9 protein-coding genes are annotated in these 19,907 nt (G+C 63.9%); 5 read left to right on the top strand and 4 right to left on the bottom strand.

The window, feature by feature from the left end; genetic code table 11:
• The first annotated feature begins 30 nt into the window (after positions 1 to 30).
• Entirely contained in the window at positions 31 to 291 is a 261-nt protein-coding gene (locus tag ABD919_RS22005) for a hypothetical protein (protein ID WP_345238245.1), read from the top strand.
• Positions 292 to 476: 185 nt separating this feature from the next.
• Entirely contained in the window at positions 477 to 1,340 is an 864-nt protein-coding gene (locus ABD919_RS22000; RefSeq protein ID WP_345238244.1) for a DUF2911 domain-containing protein, read from the top strand.
• Positions 1,341 to 1,455: 115 nt separating this feature from the next.
• Here ABD919_RS22000 and ABD919_RS21995 read toward each other — a convergent pair whose 3' ends face one another.
• The 3 genes from ABD919_RS21995 to ABD919_RS21985 form a co-directional block, all read right to left on the bottom strand.
• Complete coding sequence (locus tag ABD919_RS21995) at positions 1,456 to 2,889, bottom strand: aspartate kinase (RefSeq protein WP_345238243.1); 1,434 nt, start codon at positions 2,887 to 2,889, stop codon at positions 1,456 to 1,458.
• 206 nt (positions 2,890 to 3,095) lie between these two features.
• Positions 3,096 to 5,645, bottom strand: coding sequence for a PIG-L family deacetylase (locus ABD919_RS21990; protein WP_345238242.1), 2,550 nt, complete (start codon positions 5,643 to 5,645; stop codon positions 3,096 to 3,098).
• A gap of 70 nt (positions 5,646 to 5,715) precedes the next feature.
• On the bottom strand, positions 5,716 to 6,921 hold the full coding sequence (locus ABD919_RS21985; RefSeq protein ID WP_345238241.1) for a hypothetical protein: 1,206 nt from the start codon (positions 6,919 to 6,921) through the stop codon (positions 5,716 to 5,718).
• Between the two features lie 496 nt (positions 6,922 to 7,417).
• Between ABD919_RS21985 and ABD919_RS21980 the strand changes: the two genes are divergently transcribed.
• Positions 7,418 to 9,142, top strand: coding sequence for a S8 family peptidase (locus tag ABD919_RS21980; protein ID WP_345238240.1), 1,725 nt, complete (start codon positions 7,418 to 7,420; stop codon positions 9,140 to 9,142).
• A gap of 215 nt (positions 9,143 to 9,357) precedes the next feature.
• On the opposite strand, the gene ABD919_RS21975 is transcribed toward ABD919_RS21980, so the two are convergent.
• On the bottom strand, positions 9,358 to 10,158 hold the full coding sequence (locus ABD919_RS21975; protein ID WP_345238239.1) for an SDR family oxidoreductase: 801 nt from the start codon (positions 10,156 to 10,158) through the stop codon (positions 9,358 to 9,360).
• Positions 10,159 to 10,425: 267 nt separating this feature from the next.
• Between ABD919_RS21975 and ABD919_RS21970 the strand changes: the two genes are divergently transcribed.
• Positions 10,426 to 12,717, top strand: a complete 2,292-nt coding sequence (locus ABD919_RS21970; RefSeq protein ID WP_345238238.1) for a GEVED domain-containing protein — start codon at positions 10,426 to 10,428, stop codon at positions 12,715 to 12,717.
• Between the two features lie 97 nt (positions 12,718 to 12,814).
• Positions 12,815 to 19,810 (top strand): T9SS type B sorting domain-containing protein, encoded by a 6,996-nt coding sequence (locus ABD919_RS21965; protein WP_345238237.1) that lies wholly within the window; start codon positions 12,815 to 12,817, stop codon positions 19,808 to 19,810.
• The last annotated feature ends 97 nt before the right edge of the window (positions 19,811 to 19,907 follow it).

Genomic DNA, 19,907 nt, shown 5'->3' with positions numbered 1-19,907 from the left:
GCGGACTCGCAGAGTCCACGCTACTACTTTATGATTACCTGGGTAACCATCCACTACCGCGAAAGCCACATCAGCCGGCGCGAGGTGGTGGGCTTGTTTTTCGCCGTGGCTCGCGCTACTACCGACTGCGAGGAAGTGCGCCGGCAGCGAGAGGGGCTGGCAACCTTCAAAATTTACGGCCACTACAACCGCGTGATTGAAACCACGCTCAACCGGCGTATTACCGACCTGGACCCGCTGGCGGAAGTACGGATTAACGGGCAGAGCTACGCGGCTCGGGGTGAGCTTTAGTCCTTTGTAATTCCCCACAGTGGGTGCCGTGGCTTAGCAGTGGCTCGCAGTGCCGTTCTGCTATTTCGTTGAACGGCCACTGCGGTCCTCTGCGGTTTTACCACTGCGCCACACTGCGGGAAATACCGCTTGCCGGAAATGCCCTATTTTTGGGCAGATTTCATATTATCCCTTTCTCCATTTCAATGAAGAACATTGTATCTGCCTTCGCCGTGGCAGCCACCCTGCTGGCTGCCCCCGCAGCCCAGGCCCAGCTGAATACGCCTGCCGCCAGCCCCAAAAGCACCGTAACGCAGCGCGTTGGCCTCACCGACGTGACCATTACTTACTACCGTCCCAGCACGAAGGGCCGCACCATCTTTGGCAACGTGGTTCCTTTTGACAAGCGCTGGCGCACGGGCGCCAACTCCACCACCAGCATCAAGTTTTCGGACGATGTGACGGTAGAAGGCAAGAAAGTACCCGCCGGCGAGTACGGCATCTACACCGTGCCCCGCAAGGCTGAGTGGACCATCGTACTGAGCAAGGCCCTCAAGCAGGGCGCCGACGTGGACGGCTTCAAGGACGACGACGACGTGGCCCGCTTCAACGTGAAGTCGTACAAGCTGCCTGCCAAGGTCGAAACCTTCACCATGGGCTTCTCCGACCTCACCGCCGGCACCGCCAACGTGGATTTGATGTGGGAAACCACCGGCGTCAAGTTTAAAATCGTGGCCGACGTAGAGCCCAAGGTAATGGCCCAAATCAACGAGAAGGTGATTAACAACGCCGCGCCTTCCAACCAGGACCTGGCCTCGGCCGCGGTGTACTACTACGACAACGACAAGGACCTGAAGCAGGCCCTGGCCTGGATGGAAAAAGCCAACGCCACCGAGCCCAAGTTCTGGAATCTGCACACGGAAGCGAAAATCCGCCTGAAGATGAAAGACTACAAAGGCGCCGCCACCGCCGCCGAGCAGTCGAAAAAGCTGGCCATCGACGCCAAGAATGCCGACTACGTGAAGATGAACGACGAGCTGCTGGTATCGGCGGCGAAGGGCGGGAAGTAGCCCCACCCCCGACCCCTCCCCTGCGGGGGAGGGGAGCCAGACGACAAAACCGAAAAGCGTTGTTGCCAAATGGCAACAACGCTTTTTTATTGAGCAAAAGCGGTGTTCAAGCCACTTATACGGAGCCGGCTCCCCTCCCCACAGGGGAGGGGTCGGGGGTGGGGCCGGGGGTGGGGCTCATCGCCCCATTCAGCGCCACGATAGCCGGCTGGTACTGCTCCCGCCCCACCACAAACTGGATGTTGACCTTGCGCAGGGCCACGCCGGCGCTGAGGATGTTGATGCCGGCCTCGGCAAGGGCGCCGGCGGCGCGGGCCAGCAGGCCGGGCTGGTCGAGGTTGGAGCCGATAAGGCAGACCAGGGCGGCGGGCTGAATGGTTACTTTCTCGTACTGGGCGTGCAGGGTACTGAGCAGCTGAGGCTGAAGGTCCTTTTCCCAGATGAGCAGGCTGATGCTGTTGGCGCTGGTAGCCTTGAAGATGTAGCTGATGTCGAGGTCGTAGAACACCTGCATCAGGTGCAGGTCGAAGCCGGCGGTGCCCACCATCAGGGGGTCGTGAATGTCGATGACCACGACTTTATCGGTGCCCGTAATGACTTCGACGTGCTTGCGGGGCGAGACGAAGTCGCGGGTGATGAGGGTGCCGGGGTGCGCGGGCTCGAAGGTGTTTTTGATGCGAAGGTCGATGGCGTTCAGCTCCAGGGGCTTGGAGGCTTTGGGGTGAATGGCCTCCATGCCCACGTCGGCCAGCTGGTCGGCCACGTCGTAGTTGGTGAAGCCCACCGGCCGGCAGTGGTCCACGCCCACCAGGTTGGGGTCGGCTGAGCAGAGGTGGTATTCCTTGTGAATAATGGCCTCCTGGGGCCGCACGGCCACGGCAATCTTGCTGAAGGTGACTTCGGAGTAGCCCCGGTCGAACTCGCGCATGATGCCCTCGGTGCCTTTGGTGTAGCCCGTGGCAATGCAGATGGTGGAGGCGAAGGCTATACCGGCGAAGGCCTGCTGAATTCGCTCGTCAATAGTCAGCGGGCGGGCATCGTCGAAGCCGCTGAGGTCGACCAGGGTGGCGTGCACGCCCCGGCTTTGCAGGATGTTGACGGAGTTGAAGGCCGAGTGCGCCTCGCCGATGGAGGCCAGGATTTCGCGGGCCGCCTGCAGGATGTTGGCGCTGTTCACATAGCCCGAGGCCAGCACGTTGGTGAGGCTTTCCAGGTAAGTCTGGGCCTGGTCGATGCGCTGCTGAATGAAGGCATCGGCCACGGCCAGGTCCAGGCCCAGGGGCGCATACGCTTTGTTCAGCTCCTTGAGCTTTTCGGCAACCTCCTGCAGGCTTTCCCGGAAGGCCTCGCCCCGGCTGATGCGGTGGTAGACGCCGGGCGCCCCGGTTTTCTTGTTTTCCAGCAGCCAGTTGGTCACGTTGGCGTAGGCCGACACCACGAAGATGCGGTTGTACAGCGCCTCACCCTGGCGGTTGTGGAAGATGATGTTCTGCAGAACATCGGCAAAGGCGGTCATGGAGGTGCCGCCGATTTTTTCTACTGTGAGCATATGGGTAACCCCACCCCCCGGCCCCCTCCCCTCCGGGAGAGGGGGAGCCATGGCGGCGCAGGCGGTTTTTAGTTAAAAGTTAAAAGTTGAGAGTTAAAAGCGGCCGTTAATCCGGCAAGAGAGCTTTAATTTTCACTCTCAACTTTTAACTCAATCGTCAAGCTCCCCCTCTCCCGGAGGGGAGGGGGCCGGGGGGTGGGGTAAGGCTACTTCCCGTAGCTCACCAAATTAGCCAGCAGCCGGTACGCGCCCGGTATGCCGGCGGGCAGCTCGCGGAAAAAGCTCAGCCCCGTGTAGATGTAGTGGCCCTTGCCGTAGTCGGCCACCAGGATGGCGCTTTCCTTGGCTTTCTCGCCGGGGTCGGCGCTGCTGATGATGGGCGTGTACTTGGCGTCCCAGGTGCTGGGGTAGTAGAGGCCCTGCTCCTGCACCCAGCCCTGGAAGTCGGCGGCGCTGATTTTGTTGGGCGCGTTAAGCAGGCGGTGCTGGGGCTGCAGGAAGGTGACGGGCGCGTTTTCCACCGTCACCCGGTCGTTGCTGAGCTTCATCGGGTAGGGGCCGATTTCGGGAATTACCGTGCCGCGGGCCACCGTGTACTGCACCACCAGGTTGCCGCCCTGCTCCACGTAGCGCAGCAGCTCGGGCTGCTTGGCCTTGAGCTGGTCGAGGGTATTGTAGGCCCGGATGCCCAGCACCACGGCGTCGAAGCGGCGCAGCTTATCCAGGCTCAGGTCGGTGTTGGCATCGAGCAGCGTCACGGTGTAGCCGAGCTGGCGCAGGGCTTCGGGCACTTCGTCGCCGGCGCCCATGAGGTAGCCTACGGTTTGGGTTTTGCCGCGGCTTACGTCCAGCTTCACCAGCGGCGAGGTGGCTTCGGGGAAGAGCGTCTGGGTGGGGATGTGCGGATATACAATCTGCTGCATGCCCCGCGAGTAGGCCTGCCCGTCGACGGTGGCTACCGCTTTCAGCTCGGTGCGACCTTCGGTGGCATTGGTTGGAATTACCTTGAAATCGATGGTTTGCTCCTCGTCCTTATTCTTGAGGGAGAAAGGCACGCTGGCCGGCTCGACATGCCAGCCGCCGGGTACTTGCAGGGCTAAGGTGCCGCTCACCCCGGCGCGGCCGGCACGGAGCATGACGGGCACCTGCTGGCCTCTGCCGCCGCTCACCTGGGCGAATAGGTTGCTAAACACGTAGGCGCGGGCGGCGGGCAGGTTCACCACTACTGGCGGCACTATTACTAGCGGCTGGTACAGTTCCCCAAGGGAAGGGTCGGTGTGTTTATACTGGATAGAAAAATCAACAAACAGCTCTTGTCCGGCGACACCTAGTCCAACAACCCCGTTGCGCCACATGGAATTATCAGCTACGCCACGCATTAGTTGCTCGGAAACGCCATACATACCGGTTGTGGAGGGTTCACTCAACCAGTATGGCTGAGTAAGCTTATACTCTACGGGAATACGTAATTGCCGCTTCACACTTAACAATTTGTTTTTTGTAAGCTGCGTATTCAAAGTCGTGTCTGCGTAGCCCAGAGATATTGCACCCACTCTAACTGGAGTATTAGACCGGTTTAGCGCCTCAAACCTCAGGTCCAATTTCTGCCCGGGAGAAACCATTGGTTCGGCTGCAACGGCCTCGATATGCACCCCTAAGGAGGCCACTATCAACTTGTCAAGTTCAGCAAGTTTTTGACCATACCACGAATAACGCCCTGCCTGATTTCGGTCCGACTTGTTTATGAGACCAGCAAGCAGCTCCCGCACCTTAAGCAGCCCCGCCACACTCCCCTCCGGCTTGCTCGGGTCAAACTTCTTGATAACATCGTCAATAAGCTTACCCACGGCAGCCCCGCCCGGCACCCGGTTCCAGCTCATATCCACGCCCTCAAACAGCTCCTTGGGCAAGGCATCACCCTCTCTGATGGGCGTGAAATATTCCAGCAATTCCCCCCGCTGCGCCGCCGAGCCGAAACCCTGAGAGCGGTGCTGCGAGCGGCTGCGGGCCGCGATTTCGCCGTAGCTCTGGCCCAGCAGGGGGTTGTAGCCGCCGGCATCGAGCTTGAGGAACTTGCTGAGGTCGTCACCGGGCTTCACGAAGAAGGAGCCGGTGTTCCAGAGCAGGCGCTTGGGCTGCCAGGGCTGCACGTACTGCAATTGCTCGGGGAAGCGCTTGGCGTCGCCGGCGGCCGAGAAGGCTTCGATGGCCAGCATGGCCGAGGCGGTGTGGTGGCCGTGGCCGGCGCGGCTGTCGGGCGGGAAGCGGGTGATGAGCACGTCGGGGCGGCGCTGGCGGATAACCCAGACCATGTCGGCCAGCACCTGCTCCTTGTCCCAGATGGTGAAGGTTTCCTCGGCGGTTTTGGAGAAGCCGAAGTCGTTGGCGCGGGTGAAAAACTGCTTGGCGCCGTCGATGCGGCGGGCGGCCAGCAGCTCCTGGGTCCGAATCACGCCCAGCTGCTCGCGCAGCTCGGGACCGATGAGGTTCTGGCCGCCGTCGCCGCGGGTGCAGCTCAGGTAAGCCGTTTCCACCAGCCGCTCGTTGGCCAGGTAAGCCAGCAGCCGGGTGTTTTCGTCGTCGGGGTGGGCAGCGATGTAGAGCACCGAGCCCAGCACGTTGAGCTTTTTCAGGCCCAGCAGGATTTCCGAGGAAGTGTAGGTTTTCGGGGCCTGGGCCTGGGCAGTTAACAGTGAACAGCTAACAGTGAGCAATATCCCGGCGAGGCGGGTAGCAGTACGGAAAAAGCGAATCATGGGCAGTAAACCAAATGCAGGGCCGAAGTTACCCAGACTGCCGGGAGTGACCTGCTATTCGCCGACTACGCTAGTAAAACCGGCTATTGGTGGTTTCGGGAATGACAACCAGGAAGTCGTAGCCCAGAATAACGCTTTCCTGCTCCTGGTTGAGCACCTGCAGCTTGTCCTGGATGATGGCACGGCGCAGGGGACGCAGGTCTACTACGTTCCAGTCGGTGGGGCCGGTAAGGTCGAAGAAGGGTTTGAGGTAAGGCAGCTCGGCCGCGGTGTAGGGCGCCGCGTGCGCAGCCGTGTTGGTGGGGCTGAAGCTGCCCAGCTGGGTGCCCTGCTTGCCCACCACCAACAAGTGCAGGGTGCGCTGGCCCTGGGCATCGGCCAGGTTGGGCACGAGGCTGCCCAGGTCGAACACCCCGCTGATGACGCTCAGGTTGCGGGCCATGTGGTTGGCGCCGAACTTGAAGAGGGTTTTGGGCAGCAGCGGAACCGGGCCCGGCGTGCCGGCAGCGGGCAGGCTGCCCAGCCAGCTCTTTTTCATCAGGTTCACGCGCTGCTGGTGGCCGTTGCTATTGTAAATCTGGCGGGTTGTTACAAAGTTCTGCACCATTGCCCGCACGGCCGGCTTTTCCTTGCTGGTCAGCAGTACCACGCTGTCGAGTGCCGCCTGGGGCAGCCGATACATGGCCAGGTGCTGGAGGCTGTCCTGCTGCAGGGCGGCGCGGTCCCAGGCCTGGCACCTCCGGGCCTGGCCCTGCAGATAGGCTTTGGCGGCCTTGCCTTTGGCCTGCGCGGCCAGCAGCTCAAAAAAGCGGCCCGTGTAGAGCAGCGACACCTGGTCGACCCCCACCAGGCGGGCGCCCTGGGCATGCAGGGCGCGCGCCAGCTCATACTCTTCGACCCAGCTATAAAACGACAGCCCCATAGGATACTGCTGCAAATAAGCGGTAGGCGGGCCCGGCTGGGCCACCAGCCGGCTCAGGTCGGCCGCCTGGTACTGGTCGATTTCGGCCACGAACACCGCCGGCTTAAATATGCGCGCCACGGCCGCCGTGAACTGCGGCACCTGCGCTACGCCGTGTGCCTCCCCCACCAGCACACATTGGCTGGCCTGCACGGCTTTTTCCAGCCGCGGCCAGGCCGGGCCGGCAAACTGCCCGTTGGCCGCAGTCATCGCAGACTGGTTCTGGCGAATCAGGCGTACCAGCGTGCTGTCCTGAGCGGTAGCCTGGAGGATGGTTGCTCCGAGTAGAAAAGCGAGAAAGAAGGGTTTGGTCACGAAATAGCAGGAAGAATACATGCAAATATGAGCTATTCCACCCGCGCAGCGCGGTGCATCGGCTAGGTGGCGGCTGCTGGGGGTGGGCTATTACCGTAAATTCTCCAGGTACATGCCAGGAGTGGTTTCCAGGATACTGTACCGGAGCGCACGGGCTTTTACTCCATGAGTTCACCTGATAAGGGGCTTGCGGAATTAAAGCCCGCGCTACGGGGCGGCGGTTGCTGTCTGCGATACTTCGCCAGAGCGGACTCCAGGTTAATACACAATATTACAAGGAGTTAAAAAGCAAAATTTGAAGCTTAAAATGCTGACACACTAATTTTCAACTTTTAACGCTCAGCTTTTAACGCTGTACACTGACTTGGAAACCGCGCTAACTTTCCCTTAGCGCAACATCGGCCATGGTGGGTGCGTCTTTAGCGCGGCAGAGCCCCCAATGCGGTCGGCTGCTGTTTCTTTGTTTCCAGGCTGCCTCACGCGGCCCTTACTTTATATGACGCACCCCCTTTCCCGCCTGCCCCTGCCTGCGCTGCTGGCTCTTACCTTGCTTTCGGCCTGCGCACGGCGCCCCCAGGCCGGCACGCCCGTCGCCAGCACGGCGGTAAGCACCCCGGTGGCTCCGGTTGCCCCGGATGTCCCCGCCCGGCCGGCCACTCCCCCGCCGCCCGTAGAGTTCAGCTCGTCGCAGTGGTACCTCAAGGACCCGCAGCTCGATAATGTGCCCGGCGCCAGCGTGACGCGCAGCTACGCCGAGCTGCTGAAAGGCAAGACGCCCACCCCGGTGGTGGTGGCCGTTATCGACTCGGGCATCGACACCGCCCACGTCGACCTCAAGCCCATCTTGTGGCGCAACACTAAGGAAATTGCCGGCAACGGCCTCGACGACGACAAGAACGGCTACATCGACGATGTGTACGGCTGGAACTTCCTGGGTGGGGCCGATGGCCGCAACATCGACGCCGAAACCCTGGAATCGACGCGCATCATTGCCCGCTTCGACCCCATTTTCAAGGGCAAGACCCGCAAGCAGGTAAAGCCTACCCAGCTGGCCGACTTCGACCTGTACGAGCGGGCCAAGAAGTCGAACGAAGCCCGGCGCAAGGAGGTAGCCGGCCAGATGCCGCAGATTGAGCAGATGGACGAGATGGCCCGCAACTTCGAGGAGCTGGCGGCGGCCCTTAAGCAGGACCTGGGCACCGACCGCCTCGACACGGCCACCCTGCGCCGCGCCCGCCCCAGCGACCCGCGCCTAGCCCAGGTGACCAGGCAGCTCGACAACAACCTGCGCAGCATGAACTTCGGCGACGTCGACGTGCTGATTGGGGAGATGAAGAACGGCGCCAAGTACGTGCGCACCCTGCTCAACTACCAGCTCAACCCCAGCTTCAACCCCCGGGCCGACATCGTGAAGGACAACCCCGACGACGTAAGCCAGCGCTTCTACGGCAACGCCGACGTGCACGGGCCCGACCCGCTGCACGGCACCCACGTGTCGGGCATCATCGCTGCCGTGCGCGACAACAACCTGGGCGTGCAGGGCGTAGCCGGCCCGCTGGTGCGCATCATGGCCGTGCGGGCCGTGCCCGACGGCGACGAGCGCGACAAGGACATTGCCAACGCCATCCGCTACGCCGTCGACAACGGCGCCCAGATTATCAACATGAGCTTCGGCAAGGAATTTTCGACCCAGCGCAAGATGGTGGAAGAGGCCTATAAGTACGCCGCCAGCAAAAACGTGCTCTTGGTGCACGCCGCCGGCAACGAAGACGACGACCTTGGCGTGGCACCCCACTACCCCAGCGCGTTTTACCTCGATGGCAAGCCCGTACCCCACCTGCTCACCGTGGGGGCGTCCGGCCCCAGCAACGACGCCTCCCTGGTAGGCGACTTCTCCAACTACAGCCGCAAGGCCGTCGACGTATTTGCCCCCGGCGTACAAATCTTCAACACCCTGCCCGGCAGCAAGTATGGCAACGAAAGCGGCACCAGCATGGCGGCGCCCGTCACGGCCGGTGTCGCCGCCACCCTCAAGTCCTACTTCCCCACCCTCACCGCGGCCGACCTGAAGCGCATCATCCGGGAGTCGGCCCAGGTGTACCACACCAAAGTAAGCGTACCCGGCACCCAGAAAACCGCCGACTTCTCCACCCTCTCCTCCACCGGCGGCATCGTCAACCTCTACGAAGCCATTAAGCTGGCGCAGAAGTCGGTGCAGTAGGGGATGTGCTGATGTGCTGATGTGCTGATGTGCTGATGTGCTTATAAGAACGTCATGCTGAGCGGAGGCGCAGCCGAAGTCGAAGCATCTCTACCACGAGAGTAAATCCTATTAAAAGGGAATTACTGCCGCGGGCAAGATGCTTCGACTGCGCTGCGCTCCGCTCAGCATGACGTTCTTTATCTATTCGCTTCATCAGCACATCAGCACATCACTTACAGCTCTCCTTCCTCTTTCCTGAAGTGGCCAAGCACCAGCTTGTCCGTTAGTCCGGGCAGCCACTTGTTCAGGAAAATGGTGAGCTTGCCCTGGCCGGTGAGCACCAGGGTGCGGCGGCGCTGCTGCACCGCTTTGAGGATTTCGTCGGCTACCTGCTCGCTGCTCATCATCTTGCCCTCGTCGCGGGGTGACTCGCCCTGGGCCGAGCCGTCGGCCGCCAGGGCCACCTGCCGGATGTTGGACGCGGTGAAGCCCGGCGCCGCCGTGAGCACGTGCACGCCCTGGTCGAGCAGCTCGGTGCGCAGGGCTTCGAGAAAGCCGTTCATGGCAAACTTGGAGGCCGAGTAGCCCGTGCGGCCGGGCAGGCCCCGGTAGCCGGCAATGCTGCTGATACCCACAATGGAGCCCTTGCTTTTGAGCAGGTGCGGCAGGGCCGCTTTGGTGGTGAAGACCGTGCCGAAGAAGTTGGTTTGCATCAGCCGCTTTATCACGCTCAGGTCGGCGTCGGCGAATTTGGCGCGCATGGAAATGCCGGCGTTGTTGAGGAGCACGTGCAGGCCGCCGAAGTGGGCTACCGTGGCTTCCACGGCCCGGGCGGCATCGGCTTCATCGCCCACGTCGGCGCGCAGGACAAGGTGGGACACGCCGGCAACCTTTAGCGCCTGGGCCGTGTCATCAAGCTTGGCCTGGTCGCGCCCGGTGATGGCTACCTGGTAGCCGGCCCGGCCAAATGCCAGGGCGCAGGCCCGGCCGATGCCCGAAGTTCCGCCTGTAATGAGTACCGTACGATGCTGCATAAAAAAGAATACCGAAAAGCAGCCGGAAAGTGGCCGGCCGCGGGTGCGGGCACAAACTTACGGCTGCCCGCGTGGTGTGATTTTTGCGGGTGTTCTTAAACCCCGGGGCTGCACAAGCGTCAGCCAAAGGGGAGTTGCGGCCCGCCACCTGCCGACTTGCTCACAAATTGGGCGGTAAAACCCGGCAAACAGGCGATTTCCCAGGGCCCCTGCTCGATTTGTAAGTACATTTATCCACGGAATTCCATCTACTCCTCATCTTCGCTTATGAACGTCTTTTTACGCTCCTGGAAACACATTTCGCTGGGTGCGGGCACGGCGCTATTGCTCCTGTTGAATGCAGCGGCCACCCAGGCCCAGTGCCCCATACCGGCTACCTGTACCCCGGGGGCGGCCACCAACCCACAGGCCCCGCTGTTCGGCATGGGAATCATCAACGTAACGCTGGGCACCATCAACAACACCACCCCGGGGCAGGCCGATGGCTACCGCGACTATGGCTGCGCCTCGCCCAGCATCGGCACCTCGCTGCTGGTGGGCCAGAGCTACCCCCTGAGCGTGCGCACCGGCCCCAATACCGCCGAAAACGTGCGGGTCTGGATTGACTACAACAACGACGGGGAATTTATCGGCACCAACGAGCTGGTGATGTCATCGACCAACGTGTTGCCGCAGCGCGACCACACCGCCACCATTGCGCCGCCGGCGGCCGCCACCCTGGGCGTGCCCCTGCGTATGCGCGTATCGGCCGACTACGCCCAGGTGACGGCGCCCACTTCCTGCTCTACGCCCCAGTACTCGCAGGTAGAAGACTACTCGGTGACTATCAGGGCCAATGCCAACCCGCCGGTGGCGGCCTTCACCACCAACGGCACCACCACCTGCTCGGGCTGCGTGCAGTTTACCGATGCCAGCCAGAACCTGCCCACCTCCTGGCTGTGGAACTTCGGCGACAACACCACCAGCACCCTGCAGAACCCCAACCACTGCTATACCACGCCCGGCACGTACACCGTAACGCTGACGGCCACCAATGCCGCCGGCAGCAGCGCCACCCCTGCTACTGCTACCATTACCTATAACAACCAGGTGCCCGTGGCGGCCTCCTGCTCGCCCACCACCACCAGCTACTGCTGCAACTACGGCATCACCCGCTTCCGCCTGGGCAGCATCGACAACAGCTCCCTGGACGGCCGCGCCGGCTACCAGGACTTCACCTGCGCCCAGCGCACCAACCTGACCGTGGGCATTCCGGCCACCATGACCATTACCCTGGGCAACACCACAGCCAACCAGGACACCCGCGTATACCTGGATATGGACAACAACGGCAGCTTCAGCAGCAGCGAGCTGGTGTATGAGGCCCTGGCCAGCGGCACCCCCGGCGGTACGCTCAACGTTCCCACCACGGCGGTGCTCAACACGCCGCTGCGCCTGCGCGTCATCTCCGATGCCGGCGGCAACAACCCCCAGCCCTGCACCAGCCCCGCCAGCGGGCAGGTGGAAGACTACACCGTGGTGGTGCTGCCCAACACCAACCCGCCCACCGCCGCGTTCACCTCCAACTACGTACCCGGCGGCTGCGTGAACCCCGTGCAGTTTACCGACCAAAGCACCGGTGCGCCCACCTCCTGGCTGTGGGACTTCGGCGATGGCAACACCAGCACCCAGCAGAATCCTTCGCACCAGTACACCGCCACCGGCACCTACACCGTGTCGCTGACGGTAACCAACAGCATTGGCCCGACCACGTTGGTGCGCAGCAACTACCTCAGCATTACGATACCCTGCGTCACCTACTGCCCCTCCAATGGCGCCGGCATGGTAGGCCCGGGCGGCATGCCCCAGCCCAGCCAGTTCTGGATTAACAGCGTGTCGGTGCCCAATGCCCAGCCCGCCTTTTCCTACTCCGGCATGCCAATGAACTCGACCGGGGGGTACGGCAACTACACCAGCCAGACCATTACCATCAACTCGGGCAGCCCCGTGACGCTGACGGTGGTGGCCAGCAACAACTTCGCCCACCGCACCACGGCCTGGATAGACTACGACCGCGACGGCGTATTCAACAACCTGAACGAGCTGGTAACGAACGGCCTGACTCAGGCCGGGCCCAACTCGGCTACTTATACCGCTACGTTTACGCCCCCGACTACGCGCATGTCCTACAGCACGCGCATGCGCATACAAGTGCTCATCAGCAACAATGCGCCGAACCCCTGCGCCACCAACATTCAGAACGCCGAGGTGGAAGACTACACCATTCAGGTGCTGCCCCTGGCGGCGCGTGATGCCCAGGCGCTGGCTTCGCTGGCGCTGTACCCCAACCCCACCCTCGACGGCCGGATGCGCCTGCACCTGAGCGACGTGAGCGGCGCGGGCGCCTATACGGCCAGCGTGGAAAACCTGCTGGGCGCCCGCCTGCTGAGCAGCGACCTGCGCCTAACCACTGCTGCCGACGCCGAGCTGGACCTGAGCTCGCTGGCCAAGGGCGTGTACGTGCTGCGCCTGCGCGATGCCCAGGGCCGCACGGCCGTGCGCCGCGTGGTGCGCGAGTAAGCTCTGCCGACTTCTTTTTCAGCTGACATTCTGCTACAAAGCGCGCTGGCAGCCTCCTGGCTGCCAGCGTTGTCTATTCTTTCACCCTTCCTCTTATATGTTAACACCCCTACTCCGCCAGTTACGAGGGCTTCCCCTGCTGCTGCTGGTACTCGCTTTTTTTGCGGCCCGACCAGCGCAGGCCAGCCACTTCCTGGGTGGTGAGCTGAGCTACCGCTACCTCGACGCCACCGGCCCGGCCGGCACGCCGTTCCGCTACGAAATCACGGCAGTCATTTACATCAACGCCTATGCGCCGGACATGCCGGCCCCGGCCAACCCGTTTCTGGACCTTTCGCTGTACAACAAGTCGCAGGGCAACCAGCGGTTTTCGGCTATCCAGATTCCGCGGGTGAGCCTTTCGGCCCAGATTGCGCCGCCTACACCCGGCAACTGCCAGCTGCCCAGCCCGCCCCGGCCTTTTCAGCTGGCCGTGTACCGGCAAACGGTGAACCTGCCGGTGTCGTTCGACGGCTACTATGCCGTGCTGGTGGCCAACGCCCGCAACCTGGCCATCGACAACATCAACGCCTCCAACAACAACACCCCGCTGACGCTGTACCTGGATGTAGCGCCGCCGCTGATTCCCAACCGCTCGCCCGTGTTTGCAGATACCGCCGTGGCGGTAATCTGCCAGGGCGACACGGCCGTGCAGCTGAACAGCGCAGTAGACCCCGACGGCGACCGGCTGGTGTATGCCTTTGGTGCACCTTCGGGGGCTCCGGCGCTCAACACCTTCACCCCGCCGCCCGCTTCGGTTCCGTACTTTCCTAACCACTCCGTAACCCAGCCTTTCGGCCCCGGGGGCTTTGCCAGCATCAACGCCACCACTGGCCTGGCCCGCTACCGGGCCGTAACCCAGGGCGAGTACGTTATTGCCATCGACGTATCGGAGTACCGCACCATCAACGGCACGGAAGTGCTGCTGGGCACCACCCGCCGTGACCTACAGCTGGTGGTGCGGCCCTGCCCGCCCAACACCCCGCCCCAGCTCCCGCCCAGCACCGGCGGGGCCAGCCTGCCGCGCAACTACATCATTGAGGAAGGCCAGAGCGTAACCATTCCCTTTTCGGCCACCGACCCCAACAACGACCCCCTGGTGCTGCAGCTCAACAGCGTGCTGCTGGATGGCCCGGGAGCCACCGGCTTCAACGCCGCGCTCAACGGCAACCAGGGCACGGTGGCACCGGGCAACGTGACGGGCACGGCCCAGGTAACGGGCACCGGCTCCGTTTCGGGCACCTTTGTGTATAGCTCCCGCTGTGGCGACGCCCGCAGTACGCCGTACTCGATATCGGTGACCGTACAGGACCGGGGCTGCGGCGGCCAGACCATTGCCGACGTGTTTACCATTCAGGTAAACCGTGCGGCCGGGCCCAGCGGCATTACTGGCTCTACCGTGGTGTGCGACCCGGCCACCCTGGTGACTTACACGGCGGCCGGCCCTACCGCAACTTCCTACAACTGGCAGATTACCGGCGGCACCATCGTCAGCGGCCAGGGCACCAACACCATTCAGGTGCGCTGGAACAGCACCCCCAACACGGGCACTTTGCGCCTGAATGGCGTTTCGGCCTTCGGCTGCCCCTCCACGGCAGTAACCACCAACGTCGACATCCGCCCCCTGGCGGCCCTCTCGGTTACGCCTTCGGCCCCCACCATCTGCCGCGGCGCCAGCACCACCCTGACCGTAACCGGCGCGGCGGGGCTTACCTACACCTGGACCGGCGGCTCCCAGCCAATGACGGGCAGCAGCATCACCGTCAGCCCCCAGAATACCACGGTGTACACCGTAACGGGCACGGACGGCACCTGCTCGACCAGCCAGCAGGTTACCGTGAGCGTCACGCAGGCTTCACCGGTAAGCCCTAACCCAAGCGCAACGCTGTGCTCCGGGGCTACGGCCACCCTGGGTGGCATCACCCCGGTGGCGGGCGTAACGTACAGCTGGAGCCCCACCACGGGCCTGAACGACCCCACCTCCCCAAACCCGACCATCACGCTGACCAACAACACGTCGGCCCCCGTTACGATAAACTATACGGTAACGTCGACCACCGCCCAGGGCTGCACCAGCACGGCTACGGTAGCCGTCACGGTCAACCCCCGCCCCCTGGCCGATGCCGGGCCTGACGTTTCCCAGTGCGGCACCATCACCCGGGTGCTGGGCACCCCGGCCATTGCGGGCAACACCTACAGCTGGAGCCCCACTACGGGCCTGAGCAACCCCAACATTGCCCAGCCCACGGTGACGCTCACCAACTCCTCCACCTCGGCTAACCTCTCCGTCACCTATACCCTCACCGTGCGCTCGGCCAACAACTGCGCGGCGGCCGATGCGGTAATCGTGACCGTATTCCCCGGCACCGTCGACCCCAACCCCACGCTGACCCTGTGCTCCGGCAGCCCGGGCGTACTGGCGGGAGTAACGCCCGTGGCAGGCACCACTTATCTGTGGAGCCCGGCTACCGGCCTGAGCGACCCTACCTCGCCCACTCCCACCATCACCCTCACCAACAACACCGCTTCCCCGACTACCCAGGTCTATACCCTCTCGGCCACCACCAACGGCCCCCTGGGAGGCTGCACCGCCACCGCTTCGGTAACCGTGACGGTGAATCCGCTGCCCCTGGCTAATGCCGGCCCGGCCCTGGCTACCTGCTCCGGGGTTACCTCTGCTCCGCTGGGTTCGCCGGCTGTGGCCGGCACCACGTATAGCTGGAGCCCCAGCACCGGCCTGAGCAACCCCAACATTGCCCAACCCACCGTGACGGGCACCAACAACACGGGCGCTCCCATCAGCACCACCTACACCCTGACGGCTACCAGCAGCGCTAACTGCACGGCCACCAGCACGGTGGTGGTAACCATCAACCCGGCAGCTGTGGCCAACCCCGGCCCGGCCGTGAGCTTCTGCTCGGGCAGCTCGGCCCAGATTGGCACGGCCGCCCTGGCCGGCACCACCTACAGCTGGAGCCCGGCCACGGGCCTGAGCAGCACCACAGCCGCTCAGCCCACCGTAACGGGCACCAACACCACGGGCGCCCCCATCAGCACTACCTACACCCTGACGGCAACTACGGCCAACAACTGCACGGCCACCAGCACCGTCGTCGTTACCATCAACCCCGCCGCGGTGGCCAACCCCGGCCCGGCTGTAACGGTGTGCTCCGGTATCGCCGCCCAGCTGGGCGTGGCCCCGGTGGCCGGCACCACCTACGCCTGGACGCCCACCATGGGCCTGAGCGACCCCACGGCCGCTAACCCCACGGTGACGCTGACCAACACCACGGGCGCCCCCATCAGCACCACCTACACCCTGACGGCTACCACGGCCAACAACTGCGTGGCGACTGCCACGGTAACCGTCACCGTGAACCCGGCAGCGGTAGCCAACCCCGGCCCGGCCGTGAGCTTCTGCTCGGGTGGCTCGGCCCAGCTGGGCGTGGCTCCGGTAGCGGGCACTACGTATAGCTGGAGCCCCAGCACCGGCCTGAGCGACCCCACGGCGGCCAACCCCACCGTGAGCGGCACTAACACGACCGGCGCCCCCATCAGCACCACCTACACCCTGACGGCTACCACGGCCAACGGCTGCGTAACGACCAATACCGTCGTGGTGACCATCAACCAGGCGGCCGTGGCCAACGCCGGCCTCGACCAGGCCCAGTGCGTTGGGTTTACGGGCCAGATTGGGATGATGCCCGTAGCGGGCACCACCTACAGCTGGAGCCCGGCCACGGGCCTGAGCAACCCCAACATTGCCAACCCCGTGCTGTCGACCGCCAATACTACCGCTTCCATCCAGGTGCTGACCTACACCCTGACGGCCACCACGGCCCAGGGCTGCTCGGCCACCGATGAGATGCAGCTGACCCTGTACCCGGCGGCCGTAGCCGATGCCGGCCCGGCCGTGAGCTTCTGCTCGGGCGGCTCGGCCCAGCTGGGCGGGGCCCCCACTGCCGGCACGGTGTATAGCTGGAGCCCCACCACGGGCCTGAGCGACCCCACGGCCGCAAATCCGACCATCACGCTGACCAACACCACCGGCGCGCCCATCACCACGACCTACACCCTGACGGCCAGCGTGACCAACCCCGGCGGCAACGTCTGCACGGCGTCCAGCACGGTAGCCGTAACCGTGAACCAGGCCGCCGTGGCCAACCCCGGCCCGGCCATTGCCTTCTGCGGCGGCGTGCCCACGCAGCTGGGCGTGGCCCCGGTAGCGGGCACCACCTATAGCTGGACGCCCACCGCCGGCCTGAACGACCCCACCCTGGCCAACCCCCTGGTGACGCTGCCCAACACCACGGGCGCGCCCATCACGACCACCTACACCCTGACGGCCACCACGGCCCAGGGCTGCTCGGCCACCAGCACGGTAACCCTGACGATAAACCCGGAGGCGGTGGCTGACACGGGCAACCCGCAGAGCATCTGCTCGGGCGGCACGGTACAGCTCGGCGCAGCTCCCATTGCCGGCACTACCTACAGCTGGACCCAGTCATCGGGCCCCGCTGCCCCGCTGAGCAACCCCAACATCGCCAACCCCACCGCCACGCTGACCAACACCACGGGCAGCACCATCACCTACATCTACACGCTGACGGCCACTACGGCCAACGGCTGCGTAGCGACCCGTGGGGTGCGCATCGACGTGTTCCCGGCGGCCGTAGCTTCCACCGGCTCGGCCGTGACCATCTGCTCGGGCGGCAGCACGCAGCTGGGCGCCGCGCCCATTGCCGGCACCACCTACAGCTGGAGCCCGGCCACCGGCCTGAGCGACCCCACGGCTTCTAACCCCACGGTGACGCTCACCAACACGACCAACGCGCCCATCACCACCACCTACACCCTGACGGCCACCACGGCCAATGGCTGCGTGGCTACGGCCTCAGTAGCCGTAACGGTGAACCCCGCTTCAGTGGTGGATGCCGGCGCCGACCGGGCGGTGTGCGCCGATGTGCGCACCACCCTGGGCAGCGCCAGCCAGACCGGCTACACCTACTCCTGGACGCCGGCCGCCGGCCTGAGCAGCGCCACAGCCGCCCAGCCGGTGCTGAACACGGCCGGCCTCAACACCACCATGACGCCGCTCACCCTGAAGTACTACCTCACGGCTACTACGCCCCAGGGCTGCGTAGGCCGCGACTCGGTGGAAGTGACCATCAACCCGCGCCCGGCGGCCGTCGGAATCGTGGGCTCGGCTTCGGTATGCCCCACGGTTACCGGCGTGGCCTACTCGGTGCTTAACCCCACCGGCACGGCTTACCAGTGGATTGTGGCCGGCGGCACCATCGCCAGCGGCCAGGGCACCACGGCCATCACCGTCGACTGGGGCATGGCTGGCAACGGCAGCGTGAAGCTGTTCCACTTCAACAGCTTCGGCTGCTCTTCCGACACCACCACCCTGCCGGTACTCATCAACCAGCAGCTGCAGACGCCCACGCCCACGGGCCCGGGCAACGTACTGGCCACGGCCCCCAACAACAGCGTGTGCCAGGCCGGTGGCCCCTACACCTATGCCAGCCAGCCCTACACCAACGGCTCGCTCTACAGCTGGACCATCATTGGCGGCACGCAGGTCAGCACCAACCTGAACACGGTAACTGTGAGCTGGAACCCGGTAACCGTGCCCACCATCGGCAAGATTGTGGTGACGGAAACCAGCAACCCCGCCAGCGGCGTACGCTGCCTGGGTACTTCCGACACCCTGCGCGTGCTCATCAACCCCACCCCGCTGAGTACCCTCACCCTGAACGGCCCGGCCCGCGTGTGCCAGGGCGGCAGCGTGACCTTCACCCTGCCCGGCGGCTTTGCCGGCTCCAGCTATGCCTTCCAGCTAGGCGGCAGCCCCGTAACGGGCTCGGGCAACTCGGTAACGCTGGCCAGCCAGAACACGCCCGGCACCTACACCCTCACGGCCCAGGAAACTTCGGCCCAGGGCTGCGCCGGCCCCGTGTACACGGCCACGTTTACCGTCGACCCCACCCCGGCCCAGGCCAGCATCACGGGCTCGCGCTTTGTGTGCAACATCAGCCTGCCCCTACAGTACTCGGTACCCAACACGCCGGGCTCTACCTACACCTGGAACGTGACCGGCGGCACCATCACGGCCGGCCAGAACAGCAGCCAGGTAACGGTGAGCTTTACTCCCGGCCAGACCACCTACCGGGTGAGCGTGAGCGAAACCTCAACCTTCGGCTGCGGCGGCCCCACGACGTCCATCACCGTGCTGCCCGACAACCCCAGCGTGGCCCTGTCCATCGCCTCGGTTGACCTTACGTCGAACAACCGCGTCCTACTCACCTTCTCGGCTCCGAACAGCGGCAACACGCCCAACCAGGTGCGGGTGATGCGCCGCGATGCCGGCATGGGCAGCTTCGTATTCGTGGGCAACGTAGCGCCCTCGGCCACTACGTACACCGACAACACGGTGAATGCTTCCACCAAGTCGTACGAGTACCAGCTGGAGCTCACCAACGGCTGCGGCACGCTGCTGCAGAGCCCCATTGTGCAGACCATCCTGCTACAGGCTACGGCCACCCCGGGCACCGGCGGCCGCAACCAGGGCGATGTCGCGCTGCGCTGGAACGCCTACGTGGGCTTCCCCGTGCAGCAGTACCAGATTTTCCGCCGCGACGACAACGGCAGCGCGGTTCTGGTGAACACGGTGTCGGGCACGACCCTCACGGCCAACCTGCCCAACCCCGGCACGGGCTTCAACCAGTGCTACCGCGTGGTGGCCCTGGGCGCGAACAACCAGGCGTCTAACTCCAACGAGTCCTGCGTCGACTTCGCCAACCCCGTGGCCTTCTACAACGTCATCACGCCCAACAACGACGGCAAGAACGACGTGCTGGAAATCGACAACATCAAGCTCTACCCCGGCAACTCGCTCACCATCTTCAACCGCTGGGGCCGCGAGGTGTACTCCACTTCCAACTACCAGAACAACTGGGGCGGCGAAGGCCAGTCGGCCGGCGTGTACTACTACCTGCTGAAGCTGCCCAACGGCAGCAGCACCAAGGGCTGGTTTGAGATTATCAAATAAGTCTGAACCGCAGATTGACGCAGATTTAACGGATAAGAACGGATTCAATTCCGTTTGTTCTTCCATCAGAAGAGAAATGGCCATTGCATCAGATGCA

The sequence above is a fragment of the Hymenobacter saemangeumensis genome (genome assembly GCF_039541835.1).
Taxonomy (GTDB): Bacteria; Bacteroidota; Bacteroidia; order Cytophagales; family Hymenobacteraceae; genus Hymenobacter; species Hymenobacter saemangeumensis.
This window is presented reverse-complemented; position numbering and strand designations above follow the sequence as displayed.